The following is a 17402-nucleotide window of genomic DNA, read 5'->3' on the forward strand; positions in this document are numbered from 1 at the left end:
TCCCTTAGTACAGATTAATATCCCGTATTTCTTTCGGCTATAATGGCTACTTTTGCCGCTCTATACACATCATACTAAAATGAACTGGGATCAACTATTATCGGCAAAACGCTGGGGTTACGAGGATAAATATATTGCAAACCATATCGATGCACGGTCGGAATTTCAGAAAGATTATGACCGGATAATTTTCTCGTCGCCATTCAGAAGGTTACAGAATAAAACCCAGGTTTTCCCTTTGCCGGGGAGCGTTTTTGTACACAACCGCCTTACGCATAGTTTGGAGGTGGCCAGTGTGGGTCGCTCATTGGGCCGTATGCATTTTAACAGGATGCTTAAGGAAGATTCCGAAGTAGAAAAGAAGTATCCTCTTATCAGTGAGATCGGTAATATGATAGCGGCTGCCTGCCTGGCTCATGACTTAGGTAACCCCGCTTTCGGCCATTCGGGCGAATCGGCTATTTCACACTATTTTGCTGAAGGAGACGGTAAGGGTTACAAAGATACTGTTAGCCCTCAGTAATGGGAAGATCTGACGCATTTTGAAGGTAATGCCAACGCTTTAAGATTATTAACGCATCCGTTTGCCGGTAAAGGCCGGGGGAGTTTGGCATTAACCTATTCAACCATAGCTTCAATTGCAAAATATCCATGTTCATCTGTAGCCGGACATAAAAAAGGGGTCATCTATCGTAAGAAGTACGGTTTCTTCGCTTCCGAACAACAGGATTTTGAAAAGATAGCCCAGGATTTGGGTTTGATCAGGGTAGAAGGTGATGAGCTTATTTATAAAAGGCACCCGTTGGTGTACCTGGTTGAAGCGGCAGATGACATTTGCTATAATGTTGTTGATCTGGAAGATGCTCATCGTCTTAAAATACTCTCATATGAGGAAGTGAAGGCATTGCTGATGCCTTTGTGTACTATTCCAAGAATGGAAGAGCGATTGGAGGAGTTTGATGATACCGATGCCAAAGTTGGGTATTTAAGGGCAATAGCAATAAATACCTTGGTAAATAAATGCTCGAACCTGTTTTATGACAAACAGGAAGAGATCATGAATGGCGATTTTAACTCTTCGCTGATGGACGCTATTGAAGAACCGCTCCGGTCTGCCATGAAAGCAATCGAAAGTGTATCTGTAAAAAAGATCTACAATTATAGCTCGGTTGTACAAAAAGAAGTTGCGGGTTACAAAGTAATGGGCGGTTTATTAGAAGAATTTGTTCCCGCTTATTTAAAAAACAATTCAAAATATCACAGCAAGCTGATTGAGCTGATCCCTAAACAGTTTTTAACCAAAGCTGATGACGATTATTCAAAGATTCAAACCATCCTTGATTTTGTTTCGGGCATGACCGATTTGTATGCCGTTGAACTGTTCAGGAAAATCAAAGGGATCTCGTTCCCGTCGATGAGCTGATATACACCATTACTCTTGCAAGGTGTTTACAATTGAATCGAATTACACGAATTACCTATCTGGCAGAATTCGTGTAATTCGATTCAATTCGTAATAATTAGTGTAAATATTAGTTATTATTGCTTTATGCCGAAAGAGATCCTGCCTGTACAGATGCATACCATGGAGCAATTGCTTGCTCCTCTCGGCATTACAAGTCAGCATAAGGGTTTGTATGTAACTTCATTTAACCCAAGTGATGTAGAAGTGCCAATTCTGTATCCTTTCCGGTCGGATCATTTTTCTTTTACGCTGGTTCATGAAGGGGATTTCTCCATTAATGTAGGCCTTTTGGAATACAATGTAAAAAAAATAACATACTGCTGATAGCGCCTAATACAATTCGGCAGTTTCTTAATGTTTCGCCAAACTGCAGGCTTACCTCGGTCATATTCACTTCAGCATACTTATCAGCCACCAGCATTCACACTAAAAATGTTGAAGCATTTGATTTTTTATCATCACAGGTTAGTCCGTTATTAATTACCAACGAGAGGTCAATGGCCCCGCTTACATCCATCCTTGATATCATTGAAGGTAAAATAGACATGCTTGATGAAATGGCTTTTCAGGATGAAGTTTTACTGAACCTTTTTACCGGTTTTATTTATGAAGTAAGCGCCTTATACCAAAAGCAGGAAAAAATAGGAGAGGTAAGAGGGACGCGTAAAGAGGAACTAACCTTTCGTTTTCTGAAGGTTCTCCCTCAATATTTTAAGGAAGAAAGAAGCGTGCAAGCCTACGCTGCAATGCTGAATATCACGCCTAAATATCTTTCGCAAACAGTAAAAGAGGTAACCGGTAAAACCGCAGGCGAGTTTATTGATGAAATAGTGATAATGGAAGCCAAGGTAGCACTTAACGACCCTGCGTTCACCATAGCCCAGGTAGCAGCTTATTTGAACTTTGCCGATCAGTTTATTTTTAGCAAGTTTTTCAAAAAGCAATGCGGTATCAGTCCCAGCAAATACCGGCAAATTCCCCTGTAATTTCTACCTGCACAACAGCATGTATCGGGTGGGATATCTTTCATTGTGATTTTTATTGATATATAGCCGCATCATTGCAATGGTGTAATTATTATTGCTATTCTATTACAATCTTTTTATTAAAAACGACTTTTTGACATATTGCTCCGCCCTTTAAACATTCTGGAAAAACGATAATTGAACCAATTTTGCCCCGTTATCAAATTTTTGATGCCACCGGGCGTAATACTGTGCCCGGTTAAACACCAGGTTTTTTTATGCCGATAAGGGACACAGGTGCCGAGCAATTAATTAAGGACACCGCCAAGCACATTTTTTTTGCCGAGGGCCGGCTGCATGCAAATACCCAGGATATTGCGGATGCCGCAGGAGTAAGCCGCACATTGTTAAATTACTATTTCCGCACTAAGGATGTATTAATTGAACAGGTTTTTAAGGAGGCTATGCTTGCTTTAACTACACGTCTGGATGCTGTTATGGCATCAGAACTGCCGTTTAAAAAGAAGATCGAAAACTTTATCGACCTGTTTTTAACCGAGGCCAACACTTACCCATACCAGGAAACATTCCTGATCACCGAGATCAACTCAAATGCCTGTAAGTACACAGACGAAATTAAGCCGCATCATATCAGCATGTTCCTTGAGCAAATTGGCTCAGAGATGGAAGCCGGAAATATCGCGGCCATGAACCCCGTACATTTTGTGCTGAACCTTTTTTCGCTGATGTCATACCCGCTTATCATGAGCCCCATATACCGGAAGGCTTTTAACCTGAGCAATGAAAGCTATGCCTGCCTCATCAACGAGCGAAAGAAGATGATCTGTGAAATGATTTTTCAATAAAAAATTTACCCTGTTATTAACGCTTTTGTCAAACAAAATAATTAACACACATACCTGTAATGCCTTTTATATCAGTTCAATCCAATAGCTACAAGTTTATATTTATGAAAAATACAGTTCAACTGCTAACCGGCTTTGGGGCCGCTTTAATTTTATTATCGTCATGCGGCGGTGGTCAAAACCAGGGTGGTGCAATGGCCGCGGGCGCGCCACAGCCGCCCCAGAGTTACCCGGTTTTTAAAATCAGTTTACACAATGCCACGCTGAACAGCGAGTATCCTGCTACACTTCAGGGGCAGCAAAATATCGAGATCCGCCCGAAAGTTGATGGCTATGTCGACCAGATTTATATTGATGAGGGTAGCGTGGTAAAGAAAGGCCAGCTGCTTTTTAAACTCAGTGCGCCGCAATATGCCCAGGAAGTAAATACCGCCAATGCAGCAATAGCCAGCGCCGAAGCAGATGTAAGCGCAGCCGAACTACAGGTTAACAAAACCAAACCGCTGGTAGAAAAAGACATCATCAGCCATTATGACCTCGAATCGGCCGAGTATACGCTAAAAGCCCGTAAAGCTGCGCTTGCCCAGGCAAAAGCCAGTTTAGCCAATGCCAAAACCAATTTGGGCTATACCGTAATAACCAGCCCTGTTAATGGTGTAGTAGGAGCTATTCCGTATAAATTGGGAAGCCTTATCACCGGGTCAACCGCGCAGCCTTTAACAACAGTGTCAAATATTGGCAAGGTGTATGCCTACTTCGCCCTGAACGAAAAACAACTGCTTGATTTTTCAAGAACGGTAAAAGGCAGTACTATGAACGAAAAGCTGGCCAATACGCCGCCGGTTTCATTGGTATTGCCGGATGGCAGCACTTACACCGAAAAGGGTAAGGTTGAAACCATCAGCGGGTTAATCAACACCGAAACGGGATCTGCAAGTTACCGGGCTACATTTCCTAATCCGCTTGGTCTGATCAGGAGCGGCGGCAGTGCTACTATCCGTATTCCGCAAACCGTAAAAAACGCAGTGCTTATACCACAAAAAGCCTCTTACGAATTGCAGGGCAAGCATTTTGTTTACACAGTTGACAGTAAAGGCGCAGTTAAAAATACCGAGATCCAGGTTATGAACCTGGCTGCCGGGCAGTTCTATGTGGTTACAGAAGGACTTAAAGCCGGCGATACCATTGTTACTGATGGCGCGGCAACTTTAAAAGATGGCGCGGTAATCAAACCCGAAACGCAAAACATCGCAGCTACTTACGGAGAGTAAAATAAATATTACAGTAACCGCTGTGGTGTATTGCCCGGCATCAACATAAATAATATGTTACGTACATTCATTGAAAGACCAGTACTATCTACCGTAATATCGGTGATCATAGTAATACTGGGTATTTTGGGCCTTACTACATTGCCCATTTCCCAATATCCGGATATAGCGCCGCCAACGGTGCAGGTATCAACATCATACCAGGGTGCTAACGCCGAGGTAGTTATGAAAAGCGTTATCGTTCCGCTTGAAGAGCAGATAAACGGCGTGGAAAACATGACCTATATGACCTCAACTGCCAGCAATGATGGCAGCGCCGTTATCACCGTTTATTTTAAACAAGGTACCGACCCTGATCTGGCGGCAGTTAACGTTCAAAACAGGGTGTCAAAAGCTACCAGTTTGCTTCCTGCCGAGGTTACCAAATCTGGTGTTACTACCAGTAAACGCCAAAGCAGCATGGTAATGGTATTTACACTGGCAAGCGATAACAAAAGCTACGACCAAACCTTTTTGCAGAACTATGCCAACATTAACCTGCTGCCGCAGATCAAACGTATTAACGGTGTAGGGGATGCATCAGCCTTCGGTACGCAGGATTACTCTATGCGCATTTGGCTGAAACCAGATGTAATGGCAACCTACGGCCTTGTTCCGGATGATGTGAACAACGCCCTTGCCGAGCAAAACATTGAAGCTGCGCCGGGTAAGGTGGGAGAGAACGATAATCAATCGTTTCAGTATGTATTGAAATACAAAGGCAGGCTTACCAGCGTCCCCGAGTTTGAAAACATTGTAGTTCGGTCATCAACCAAAGGCCAGTTGTTGCGGCTGAAGGATATTGCAAAGGTTGAGCTTGGTGCGCAAAGCTACTCAAGTACTTCAACCATGAATGGCAAGCCTGCAATTGGCATCGCCATTTATCAAACAGCCGGTTCAAATGCGCACGAGTTAATTAAAAACTGTGAGCAAACTATTGAGGCTGCATCCAAAACATTCCCCGCAGGCATCAGCTACAACAATATTTTTAGTGCCAACGACTTTTTGGATGCCTCGATAGAAAAAGTGGTGCATACACTTATTGAAGCTTTTGTGCTGGTTTTCATCGTAGTGTTTGTTTTTCTGCAGGATTTTCGTTCAACGCTTATCCCGGCTATTGCGGTGCCGGTGGCAATTGTGGGTACCTTTTTCTTTTTACAGTTGTTTGGGTTTACCATCAACCTGCTTACGCTGTTTGCCATGGTATTGGCCATCGGTATTGTGGTGGATGACGCCATTGTGGTTGTTGAAGCCGTACACGCCAAGCTTGATCATGGTGCCAAATCGGCAAAGGCCGCTACTATCAGTGCCATGAATGACATTAGCGGAGCTATTGTATCAATTACTTTGGTAATGGCTGCGGTGTTTATTCCGGTTTCGTTTATTACCGGCTCAACCGGTGTGTTTTATAAACAGTTTGGTTTAACGCTTGCCATCGCCATATTAATATCGGCAGTAAATGCCTTAACCTTAAGCCCGGCATTGTGCGCGCTGCTATTGAAGCCGCATCCCGAAGGCGAACATCATAAAACCGGTCTTTTGCAACGCTTTTATACGGCCTTTAACACCAGCTTTGATTCGATAACCCTTAAATATAAAAAGTCTGTAGGTTTTCTTGCGGCCAAAAAGTGGTTGTCCATTGCGGGTATTTTGGTTTTTGCAGCAATATTTTGGTTTCTGCTTAAAACAACGCCATCGGGCTTCGTGCCTAATGAAGATCAGGGTTTTATCATCGGCGATGTATCCCTGCCGCCTGCTTCATCGTTAGAGCGTACTACCGAAGTTATCGATAAGGTATCTGGCATGGTACGGTCATTACCTGAGGTTGAATCAGTGATCAGGGTTGCCGGACAAGGCATATTAAGCGGTGCGGGCGGTTCATACGGTTTGATCATGATCAAGCTGAAACCATGGGATAAACGCACCGCCAAAGGATCGGATGTGAATAGCGTTACCGGTAAACTTTTTGGTATGACGGCCGGGGTTAAGGGGGCAACTATTCTGTTTTTTGCTCCGCCAACTTTACAGGGTTTCGGTAACAGCAGCGGTTTTGAGTTTCAGGTGCAGGATAAAACAGGTGGCGATATTGTAAAATTCTCCGAAATAAATGGCAAGTTTTTGGCAGCATTAAACCAGCGCCCGGAAATTCAATACGCATCTACCTTCTTCAATACCAACTTTCCTCAATTTTTGGTGGATGTTAATGTGGCTAAATGTAAGGATGCGGGTATCACAGTAAATGCTGTATTGAGCGTGCTGCAAGGTTATTTCGGTGGGGTTTATGCTTCTAACTTTAACGAGTTTGGTAAACAATACCGTGTAATGATTCAGGCGGATGCTGCCTACAGGGGTACCACAGGTAGTCTCAACAATATGTATGTGCGTAATGCCAATAACACCATGGCACCTATTTCGGAGTTTGTTACGCTGAAAAGGGTTTATGGTCCGGAGTCTATCAATCGCTTTAACTTGTTTACTTCCATTTCGGTAACAGGTGCGCCAAAACCGGGTTTCAGTACGGGGGATGCCATCAAAGCCATACAAGAGGTGGGCGCTAAGACATTGCCTGCCGGTTATGGATTTGAGTTTTCGGGCTTAACACGCGAGGAGATTGCCAGTGGCAGCCAAACTATTTTCATTTTTATGTTGTGCCTGGTATTCGTTTACTTCTTGTTAAGCGCCCAGTACGAAAGCTATATTCTGCCGTTTGCAGTGTTATTATCGTTACCGATAGGTTTGGCCGGCGCGTTTATCTTTGCCCGCATCTTCGGGATTGAGAACAACATCTATCTACAGATCACGCTTATCATGCTCATCGGGCTGTTAGCTAAAAATGCTATCCTGATTGTTGAGTTTGCAGTAGCGCGCAGGCGTAGCGGCGAAAGTATTGTGCAAGCCGCTATTGATGGTTCGGTTGCCCGTTTAAGGCCTATTCTGATGACTTCCTTCGCGTTCATTCTTGGTTTAGTTCCGTTGATGCTTGCTGCAGGCGCAGGTGCAGAAGGTAACCGATCAATAGGTACAGGTGCCGTTGGAGGGATGCTGATCGGTACCGTATTCGGTGTGTTTGTGATACCGGTGCTATTTATCATCTTTCAATCTATCCAGGAGCGCATCAGCGGTAAGCCTTCGGTTGAAGAACAAATAGAGGTTGAAGCAGAAACGGTAGCCTAAGCGCAAATTTTTAAGAAATAATAAATAAGCAAAAAATGATCTATTCATATAAACGGCAAATACTGGCCACGTTGGCAGCAACAGCGGTATTTGCCTCATGTGTTACAAAAAAGTACCAGCAGCCGGTGGTAAATACTGATAAGCTGTATCGCGATACCACCATCAGCGATACAACATCAATGGCTAATATGCCGGTAAACCAATTGTTTTCGGATACAGTACTGGTAAACCTGATACAGGAAGGATTGCGTGAAAACCTTGACCTGAAGACTGCTGTGCAGCGCATTAACGAGGCCCAGGCAACATTTAATCAGAGCAAGGCAGCATACCTGCCAAGCCTGGATGGAAGCCTGAATGCTACAAGGGCAAAAACATCGGCAGCGAGCCTGAACTTTCCGCCTGAGTTTGCCAACTCGTTCAACCTTAAAACTACCACTTACCAGGCTGCATTAAGCACCAGCTGGGAAGCTGATATCTGGGGTAAATTAAGCAGTGCCAAGAGAGCCGCATTAGCATCCCTTTTGCAAAGTGATGCCGCTAAAAGAGCAGTTCAGACCCAGTTAGTGGCAGATATCGCGAACGCTTATTATAACCTGCTGGCCCTTGATCAGCAATTGGCTATCACCGAGCAAACACTCGTTATCCGGGTAAAAGATGTAGAAACGGTAAAGTCGCTGAAAGAAGGGGCTGTAGTAAATGGCGCAGCAGTTGTGCAAAGTGAAGCTAACCGCTACGCTGCCGAAGTTACCATTCCCGATCTTAAACAAAGTATCCGCGAAGCGGAGAACGCGTTGAGTATATTGCTCGCAAGGGCCCCGGGTACTATTAAACGTACAACACTGAACGATCAGAAACCGGTTGCCGATCTGAAAACCGGGATCCCATCACAATTGCTGAAAAATCGTCCGGATGTGCAACAGGCCGAGTTTGCATTCAGGAGTGCGTTTGAGAATACCAATCTGGCGCGTACTTACTTTTATCCGCAGCTTACTATCACCGGGCAAGGCGGTTTATCAACCCTGCAGTTGAAGAACTTTTTTGATAACTCCATCTTTTACAATTTTGTAGGTGGAATTACCCAGCCTATTTTTAACAAAGGCCAAAACAAGGCTCGTTTAAGAACTGCGCAGGCTCAGCAACAGGAGGCCTATTATGCTTACCAGAAATCACTGCTTACAGCCGGGCAGGAAGTAACCAACGCGTTGTTCTCATACCAAAATGCAATTGCAAAGCAAAGCTCAAGGGTTAAGCAGTTACAGGCACTTGAAAAATCGGTTGATTATACCAAGGAATTGCTTCGCTATAGTTCTGCTACCAATTATACCGATGTTTTAACTTCTGAACAAAGCTTGCTTGCTGCTCAGTTAAGCAGCGTTAACGACCGTTTGCAGGAGCTGCAATCAATAGTTAACCTGTACCGTGCTTTGGGCGGCGGCTGGAAATAAAGTTTTAATTCCCCTGTTAATAACGGAGCCTGGTTGCATGTGAGCAACCGGGCCTTTTTGCAGTAGTGATTTTGACATATTTTGAAGTTGTTTAAACATTTATTATCTATGCTAACTAATTGATATTTATATAAACCTGTTACAATGCAAAATTTATGGCCATAATTGTATTTATTGTGGTTAATTATTTATTAATGAGTAAATTAAATCAAATTAAGCTTGTAGCTAAGAGGTTAAACCATGGGAAGTAAAGAACGGATATTAAGGCAAAAAGACGATACCCGGCGACGAATACTGGATGCAGCGTTGGATATGATCAAGTGCGAGGGGTGCGATTCATTAAGTATGAGAAAACTTGCTGATAATATCGAATACACAGCCCCCGCTATCTATGAGTATTTTGAAAGTAAAGATGCTTTGTATGTAGAACTTGCACGTATGGGCCATTTGAAATTGGCTGCCATGGTTAAGATAGCTAAAGATGCACATACCGGAGCGGTTGAGCAAATGGAGGCTATGTGGTTGGCTTACTGGAGTTTTGCAATTACTTATAAAGAACTTTACCAGTTAATGTTTGCTGTTGGAACCGGTTGCTGCCCTGTTGAAAACCAAATTAGCGAAGCGAAGGCTTTTCCGCAAATGGTTTCGGACGTTATACGCATGCTTTATTTACCACATGAAGCAAATGACGAGGAGGTTCAAAAAAAATACTATACCTACTGGGCTATAATTCATGGATTGATAGCTATTAACATGATCCAGCTTACCCACGATGAAAAAATGAACCAGGAGATCCTGATCGATGCCATCAAAGGGATCAATGCGCTGATAACGGGATAAAGTGATGATTGATAAGGAGCGGATTTTAACTGGGAGCGAGGAGCTTTTTCTTGAGGCGGGCATAAAAAGCATTACCATGGATGACATTGCCCGGCATCTGGGCATTTCTAAAAAAACAATTTACCAGCATTTTAAGGATAAAAACGATCTTGTTACCGCCCTGGTAAGTAAGCGGCTTGCCGATGATGAGGCAAATCTTTGCTCGATCATTAGTAATGAAGGGAATATGATAGATGAAATGGTTGAGCTAACCAAATGTACGGGCGATATCTTTTCGAGGATAAACCCTGCAGTGTTGTTCGATCTGCAAAAGTATCATCATGAAGGCTGGTTATTATACCTCAGGTTTAAAACGGGCTTCCTGGTAAATATCATCGAGAAGCTTTTGAAGAAGGGGATTGAACAAGGCTACATTCGCCCGGAAATTGACGCAAGGGTAATTGCTATTATGCGTGTAAACCAAATTGAACTGGGTTTTAACGCCGCCATATACCCCCATGCCGAGTTTAATTTATGGGATGTACAACTGCAACTCTTAAACCATTTTAATTACGGTGTTTGCTCTATAAAAGGCATAACCGTTTTAAATAATGCTAATTAAGTTTATCGCTGAGGAAAAATTGCCTGGTTGCCCTTTTCACCCGCAATGATGGCCTTGCTTGCTATCTGGTAAAATAAAGAGTGCTCCACAACTCCCGGTATCATTTTTACAAGTGTATTTAAATGCGCGGGCTCTGGTAATTCAGTAAATAGCACATCTACAAGCATATTGCCGTTGTCTGATATCAGCGCACCATCTTTTTGAGTACTCATGCGTTGTGTAAGCGCAGCGGCAGGGAAAAGAGCACTTAGCTTTGCCAATACAATTTGTAGTGCCTGCGGCAGGATCTCGATAACCAGCGGATAGGTAGCATTAAGTTTAGGCGAAAATTTGCCTTCATCGCCAAGCAAGATAAATTCCTGCGCCATTGAGGCCAGTATTTTTTCGGTAGTATGGATGCCGCCGCCGCTTTTCAGTGCATTCAGTTCTCTGTCAAACTGGTCGCAGCCGTCAAAGTAGATATCCAATTTATTAAGCAAAGCCGGCGACTGGATGCGCAACCCATGCTTGCTTAACAATTGTGTTGTTTTAAATGATGATGATGTAAATGTTAATGAAGCTGCAAGCTCAGGGTTTTGAGCTAACATATTAACCAAATGAGCTATTGTGCTTCCTGCTCCCAAACCGATAGTTTGTTTGGGGCTTATTAAGGTTAAAGCGGCTTTTGCTGCTTCCAGTTTGTAATCAATCATGGCGCTAAGATACAGCACCAGCCGCTAATAACCCTGGTTAAATTATTCTTTTAGTCGTCTATGCCCTCCCATAAGTGCTGGGTATGATGGGCTGATATTGTTGATGTTTTCATGTTATATTAATCGTTATTATTTTATACTTCTGTTATTTAAACTGCCCAAATTTGATTGTTTTCTTAATTGTAGAGACGCATCACATGCGTCTCCCACATGCAATTACGGTAGCAAAATGATATGCAAGGCCGCTTGTCCTAACGGAGACGCATGTGATGCGTCTCTACGAAAAATCTTCATTCATTTTTAGACAGATTCTTAATTCATCTTATACTAATGCAGACGAATCAGGAGTAAAAACATTTTAAATTTTTTATTTAAAATTTCGTCCCTTGTGAAATACCTCTTTTTGTTTGTTTTGCTGAACCTGCCCTTTGTTTGAACCAGCCGGATAGGGGGCTGTTGTTTCATCGCTTCGGGATAATGTCATTACCGGCTGGTTATCATTACCAACGGTTGTTAATGTGCTTAACAACTTTGATAAGTTAAAACAACGCCGAATAATAACGTGGATCACCTTGCCTTCAATTTGTAAAACACCCTCAACCATTAATAGGCGTGCCTGTACAATATCCTTGCGGTACTTATCAAAGATCTTTTCCCAGGCTACCAAATTGGCAAAGCCTGTTTCATCCTCAATGGTGATAAACAAAATGCCTTTAGCAGTGCCGGGCCTTTGCCGCACAGTTACCAAACCGGCAACTTTTATTTTATCTCCATTTTTAAGATTAGGTAATTCGGCAGTTGGGGTTACCTGCAGCATATTGAGCTGCTGCCGTAAAAAACTCACGGGATGTGCCTTAACAGATAAACCGGTGGCCGCATAATCCTGTACCACATGCTCGGCCGGGGTCATAAACGGCAAGCTGATCTGGGTTTCTTTGGTGCTTTCTGATGGTTGCCCGGTGAATAAGCCTATAGGTTTATCATTAAGCGCCGGTACTTCCCACAATGCGGCACGGCGGTCAAGATTCAATGATCTGAAAGCATCGGCATCGGTAAGTTTTTCAATCTGGGTTTGGGGTACGCCCGAATCGCTTAAATGACTGATGCTGGTATATCCCGTACCCCGACCGGCTATCAGCGCCTGCATATCATTTTCGTTAAGGCCCTTTACCTGTCTGAAACCCAAGCGCAATGCCCGGTACGCACCATTCTGCTCTTCGAGGGTATTATCCCAATAGGAGTGGTTAACATCTACCGGGCGTACTACTACGCCATGCCTTTCCGCATCAATAACAATTTGAGCAGGCTGATAAAAGCCCATCGGCTGGCTGTTTAATAAGGTGGCGGCAAATACATCGGGGTAATAATATTTAAGCCAGGAGGAGATATAAACCAGGTGGGCGAAGGATGCTGCATGGCTTTCGGGGAAGCCATAACTCCCAAAACCTTCCAGTTGTTTAAAAATGCGATGGGCAAAATCTACTTCGTAACCTCTTGCAACCATACCATCCACCAGTTTTTGGCGAAACTGGCTTACCAAGCCTTTAGCTTTAAAAGTGGCCATGCTCCGGCGCAATTGATCTGCCTCGGCAGCGGTAAATTCTGCTGCTACCATGGCTATTTCCATTGCCTGTTCCTGAAACAGCGGCACACCTTTGGTACGGCCTAATATCCTGCGTAGTTCTTCTTTTGGATAGCTTTCTTCTTCCAACCCGTCACGACGCCTCAGATAGGGGTGAACCATGTCGCCCTGGATAGGACCGGGGCGCACAATAGCTACTTCTATTACCAAATCATAAAACTTTCGTGGTTTAAGCCTTGGCAGCATTGACATTTGAGCCCGGCTTTCTATCTGGAAAACTCCCAAGGTATCGGCATCACAAATCATGTCATAAACCTTTGGGTCCTCACGCGGTACGTTCTTTAAATCGTATGCTCTGCCATAATGCTGCTTAATGAGATCAAAACTTTTGCGGATACAGGTAAGCATTCCGAGGCCAAGTACATCAACCTTCAGAATGCCGAGGGCTTCAAGATCGTCCTTGTTCCATTCCAGTTGGGTGCGTTCTTCCATGCGTGCATTCATCACCGGGCATATATCAGATAGTTTGCCCTGTGTAATAACAAAGCCCCCGGTATGCTGGCCCAACTGGCGCGGAAAGCCCATTAACTGCTCGGTAAGTACTAATACTTTATGCAGGGCCGGATCATCAGGGTTAAGTCCCTGGTCAATGATTCGCTGCCTGTCAAAAGCCTCTTCCGAAAAATCCCAGATAGCGCCCGACAGGCGGTTAATGGTATCTACAGATAATCCCATAGCCTTGCCAACATCACGGATAGCACCTTTATGCCGCTCCTGCGTAACGGTAGCTACAATGGCCGATCGGTCGCGACCGTATTCACTGTAGATCCATTGGATGATCTCTTCCCGGCGCTCATGTTCAAAGTCTACATCAATATCGGGCCATTCGTCCCGCGCATCCGACATGAAACGAGAGAAAAGCAATTGCGTTTCCGTAGGATCGACAGCGGTGATAGCTAAACAATAACACACCGTAGAGTTAGCGGCCGAACCACGCCCCTGGTAAAGTATGCCCAGTTCGGCCGCTTTACGGGTATACCGGTAAACGCGTAAAAAGTAGGGGGCCAACCGTTTTCGCTCAATAAAGGCGAGCTCAAACTCAATTTGTGCCTTAATACTATCGGGTACATTATTGTTGTACCGTTGCCGGGCACCCTGCCAGGTAAATTTGGTTAGTCGCTGTTGAGGGGTAAGGCCATCGGTATTGGGTTCTTCGGGCTCAATATATTTAAGCGTGTCTAATGAAAACTGGCAGGCTTCGGCTATTTCGGCGTTACGGGCTATGGCATCAGGATATTTCCGAAAAAGACGCTCCATCTCATCTGTACTTTTTAAATACCGTTCGGCGTTGGCATTGAGTTTAAAGCCGGCATTATGAATGGTGCATTTTTCACGTACGCAGGTTACAACATCCTGCAGTTGCCTGCGTGCTGCTTCATGGTAATGTACATCGTTGGTAGCTACAATAGGTATGCCCGACTGTGCCAGCCGGTGAAGCCGTTTGGCATCATCAATATTATAAGCACGCGAGGCGGCCAGATAAAGTTCATGGCCAAAAGCCTCCCGGTATTCTTTTAAATCTGCTTTAAAAGTTTCATCAAAATCAAAGCGGCTATTGAGCGATTCGGGAGGCACGGCTATAAACTTGATACCTTTGGCATATTCATATACATCCTGTTTGTACAAATGGCACTGGCCTTTTTCGGCCCGGAGGTTTCCCCTGGTAAGCAAGCCCGAAAGGCGCGACCATGCATCCATATCTGTTGGATAAGCAAGCAGGCTTGCACCATCGAGCAGATCAAGACGGCATGCCGGGATAATTTTGATGTTAACTTCTTTCGGCCGGGTAGCTAAGTGCGCACGTACAACTCCAGCCACGCTGTTGCGGTCGGTAATGGCAATTTTGGTATGCCCGAGCGCGGCTGCCTGCATTACCAGTTCTTCGGGGTGCGATCCTCCCCGTAAAAAGCTGAAATTAGTGGTTACCTGTAATTCCGAATAGCTCATAACCTGTTATGCAAAAAATCCGTGAATAAACCATTGCCCTGCCTGGCTGCCTGCATAATGCCCCGACCTGAACAGCCAATAACGCCTGCCGTCCTGGTCTTCAACCTGATAATAGTCACGGTGTTCACCCTCATCAAGCCACCACTCGCGTTCTATCCGTTCGGGGCCATCGGCCTTTTTAATATGATGCGTTTCATTTTTGTAGATGAACAGCATTGGCGGATAATCAGGAATAGGAGAGGTCACCTCTATTTGCTGAGGATAAGGAAGCAGGATAGAGGGGCGGGGGCGGTCTTTTCGCCAGCTGGTTTGAGGTTTTTCATTAATAGAGATGGCCGGTTTAATGCTTCGCTCGGGCCAATAACGCTCCTGTGGAAGATAGCGATGAATGCTGCCCGCACCAATTTTATTGGCTAACCTGTCCAAAAGTTCTGCCAGATCGGTATCATCAAGGCCGCAGCTATCTGACTGCCACAGCACTTCCTGTTCAGGCTCTGTATCATCAACCTTGGGGGCTTCGAGCGTGAAAAGTTCAATACCCAATGCAGGTTCCAGTGTAGAGATTTTAAGTTCAAAGAGCTTAAACAAATGACCAATATGGTGTGATGCACGGTTGGTGCCGATATCCGCGCCGATCACCTGTCCATCTACCCGGTAACATTTTAAAATGGCAGTCCGTAAGCCCTTACCTTCGCCCTGTAAACGGAGGCAAAGTTTTTCGAGCAGGGTTTTAATGGCTATTTCAATTCCGGTGGCGGTACGGATAGGTTCCAGGCAAGGCAATCTTTCTGAATAGGGTTCAACAGGGTGTAATAATTGCAAAGGTTCGTCAACATTCCCCAGGGCCTGGTCAAGCCTTAATAATAATTCCTGTCCGAAACGGCGGCGCAATACTGAGCGCCCCATATCCACGAAGGTTTTAATGGTATAAAACCCAAGTTTTTGCAGCCTCTCAATAATTAATGGCTCAAGCCGGAGGGCAACAGGAGGCAAGGGAAGCAAAGCATCTACCTGCTCGCCGGGAGGGATAATTGGTTTTATTTTCCCAAAACGGGCTACTGCCCATGCTGCACCTGGCGTATCTGCTATAGCGCCCCGAACATCATATCCCTTACTTCTCAGGCGGGTAACAATCTCCTTTAAATAGGCCCGTTCTCCTCCCCATAAATGGGCACAGCCTGAAATATCAACAAGTAAACCATCGGGCAAATCAACGGCTATCAACGGTGAATAGCGAATACACCATTCGCCCAAGGCCCGGAGCAGTTTATCTGCCTGTCCCGGAATGTCATCAACAACTTCAAGGTTAACTATAATGGCCTTTGCATCGGCTGCCGTCATGCCGGTGGTTACACCCTGCGTTTCGGCCAATGCATTGGCCGCCGTAATCATAACACGGCCACGAACAGGCGAAGCAAAAACAAAAGGCACAGCTTTAAGTTCGGGCCGGCGAAGGGTGAGCCAGTCTGTCAGTAAATGACGAAACCATAAAGAAATAAAGCGCTTGTTCATCATACCTCACTATCCGGCTATCCTTTCCTGTAAATTTATTTGTACGGCTTTTTCTTCTTCCACGGGGATAAAATGCCCGTCGGCCCATTCCAGTTTCCAGCTGCCGGGATTGCCGTTACGTACCCGCAGCAGGTCAATTTGCCAGCGCGGAAAACCAAGGCCCGGCAAATCATCATGGGGCTGGCTTGGCAGGGGTGTTACTTGCCAGCGGGCCACACAGGTTGTAGCACCGGCTTTACGCGGATCATTACGCAGCAAAAAGCCGGTTACTTTGCTGTTTTCAACTGCCAGTTGCAAACGCCGCGATTGTGCAAAGCTGATCTCCTTAACTTCGGCTATTACAGCGGCGAGGCCTTCGCATTTTAAGGCTTCTTCCATGGCCCAAAGCAGGTCTTTTTCGCGTTGTACATCAATAAATATTACGCGGTGGGGTTCTACATCATAGTTGGCTAAAGCTGCCGGAAATAGTTGCCTGTGCATACTTACCCATAAGCATGCGCCTCCCTGTTTCATGAGGCGGGTAAGCAGGCCTGCTATAAGCCCGCCCGTGGCTGCTGCATGTTCAGCAGTAGGGCATAGCATTTCATGTATTGTACCGGTAGGAAAAACACCATTAGGAAAAGCAGATTCCAGCGGGCCTAAGCCAATGCCTTTAGCTTTACCCGCCAAAGGCGGTGTAAAGCCCTGCCAAAGCAAAATATCTTTTTGCAAACGGCTGATGATATCTTTTTTAGCTACCGGCATTACTTGTCTTTTTAACTATAAATCCTATTCAAAATGCTGCTGATGAAATGGAATGACAAATATAATGCTAAAAATATTAGTATTTGTTAATTGGTGAATAAATTTGTAATTAGTTGATTTTTAATAAAATGATTTGTGTTTGATTTGGTTGATATGTGTGCTGCTGGCTAAAAAACCATAGCTGTCACTTATGGATAAA

14 protein-coding genes are annotated in these 17402 nt (G+C 44.7%); 10 read left to right on the plus strand and 4 right to left on the minus strand.

Annotation, left to right across the window (positions count from 1 at the left end):
• The first annotated feature begins 79 nt into the window (after positions 1-79).
• The 10 genes from MTO98_RS34450 (at position 80) to MTO98_RS13365 (ending at position 10666) form a co-directional block, all read left to right on the plus strand.
• The gene (locus MTO98_RS34450; RefSeq protein WP_371825415.1) at positions 80-523 is read left to right on the plus strand and encodes an HD domain-containing protein; all 444 of its coding nucleotides are present in this window, start codon (positions 80-82) and stop codon (positions 521-523) included.
• A 9-nt stretch (positions 524-532) separates the two neighbouring features.
• Entirely contained in the window at positions 533-1423 is an 891-nt protein-coding gene (gene dgt / locus MTO98_RS13325) for a dGTP triphosphohydrolase (RefSeq protein ID WP_371825427.1), read from the plus strand.
• Between the two features lie 126 nt (positions 1424-1549).
• Positions 1550-1789 (plus strand): hypothetical protein, encoded by a 240-nt coding sequence (locus MTO98_RS13330; RefSeq protein ID WP_243487143.1) that lies wholly within the window; start codon positions 1550-1552, stop codon positions 1787-1789.
• Between the two features lie 173 nt (positions 1790-1962).
• Positions 1963-2451 (plus strand): AraC family transcriptional regulator, encoded by a 489-nt coding sequence (locus MTO98_RS13335; RefSeq protein WP_243487144.1) that lies wholly within the window; start codon positions 1963-1965, stop codon positions 2449-2451.
• Positions 2452-2708: 257 nt separating this feature from the next.
• The gene (locus tag MTO98_RS13340) at positions 2709-3296 is read left to right on the plus strand and encodes a TetR/AcrR family transcriptional regulator (RefSeq protein WP_243487145.1); all 588 of its coding nucleotides are present in this window, start codon (positions 2709-2711) and stop codon (positions 3294-3296) included.
• 104 nt (positions 3297-3400) lie between these two features.
• The gene (locus MTO98_RS13345; RefSeq protein ID WP_243487146.1) at positions 3401-4567 is read left to right on the plus strand and encodes an efflux RND transporter periplasmic adaptor subunit; all 1167 of its coding nucleotides are present in this window, start codon (positions 3401-3403) and stop codon (positions 4565-4567) included.
• A gap of 54 nt (positions 4568-4621) precedes the next feature.
• Positions 4622-7780: an efflux RND transporter permease subunit gene (locus tag MTO98_RS13350; RefSeq protein WP_243487147.1), complete on the plus strand. Its 3159-nt coding sequence runs from the start codon at positions 4622-4624 to the stop codon at positions 7778-7780.
• 35 nt (positions 7781-7815) lie between these two features.
• Positions 7816-9225 (plus strand): efflux transporter outer membrane subunit, encoded by a 1410-nt coding sequence (locus tag MTO98_RS13355; RefSeq protein WP_243487148.1) that lies wholly within the window; start codon positions 7816-7818, stop codon positions 9223-9225.
• A gap of 240 nt (positions 9226-9465) precedes the next feature.
• Positions 9466-10065: a TetR/AcrR family transcriptional regulator gene (locus MTO98_RS13360; RefSeq protein WP_243487149.1), complete on the plus strand. Its 600-nt coding sequence runs from the start codon at positions 9466-9468 to the stop codon at positions 10063-10065.
• Between the two features lie 4 nt (positions 10066-10069).
• Complete coding sequence (locus MTO98_RS13365) at positions 10070-10666, plus strand: TetR/AcrR family transcriptional regulator (RefSeq protein WP_243487150.1); 597 nt, start codon at positions 10070-10072, stop codon at positions 10664-10666.
• Between the two features lie 2 nt (positions 10667-10668).
• On the opposite strand, the gene rpiA is transcribed toward MTO98_RS13365, so the two are convergent.
• From rpiA to MTO98_RS13385, 4 genes are all read right to left on the minus strand, one after another.
• The gene (gene rpiA / locus MTO98_RS13370; RefSeq protein ID WP_243487151.1) at positions 10669-11358 is read right to left on the minus strand and encodes a ribose 5-phosphate isomerase A; all 690 of its coding nucleotides are present in this window, start codon (positions 11356-11358) and stop codon (positions 10669-10671) included.
• A gap of 367 nt (positions 11359-11725) precedes the next feature.
• Entirely contained in the window at positions 11726-14947 is a 3222-nt protein-coding gene (locus tag MTO98_RS13375; RefSeq protein WP_243487152.1) for an error-prone DNA polymerase, read from the minus strand.
• A gap of 6 nt (positions 14948-14953) precedes the next feature.
• On the minus strand, positions 14954-16462 hold the full coding sequence (locus tag MTO98_RS13380) for a DNA polymerase Y family protein (RefSeq protein ID WP_371825416.1): 1509 nt from the start codon (positions 16460-16462) through the stop codon (positions 14954-14956).
• Between the two features lie 6 nt (positions 16463-16468).
• Positions 16469-17203, minus strand: a complete 735-nt coding sequence (locus tag MTO98_RS13385; protein ID WP_243487153.1) for an ImuA family protein — start codon at positions 17201-17203, stop codon at positions 16469-16471.
• Positions 17204-17402 lie beyond the last annotated feature (199 nt).

It is taken from the genome of Mucilaginibacter sp. SMC90, assembly GCF_022811725.1.
In the GTDB taxonomy this organism is placed as follows: domain Bacteria; phylum Bacteroidota; class Bacteroidia; order Sphingobacteriales; family Sphingobacteriaceae; genus Mucilaginibacter.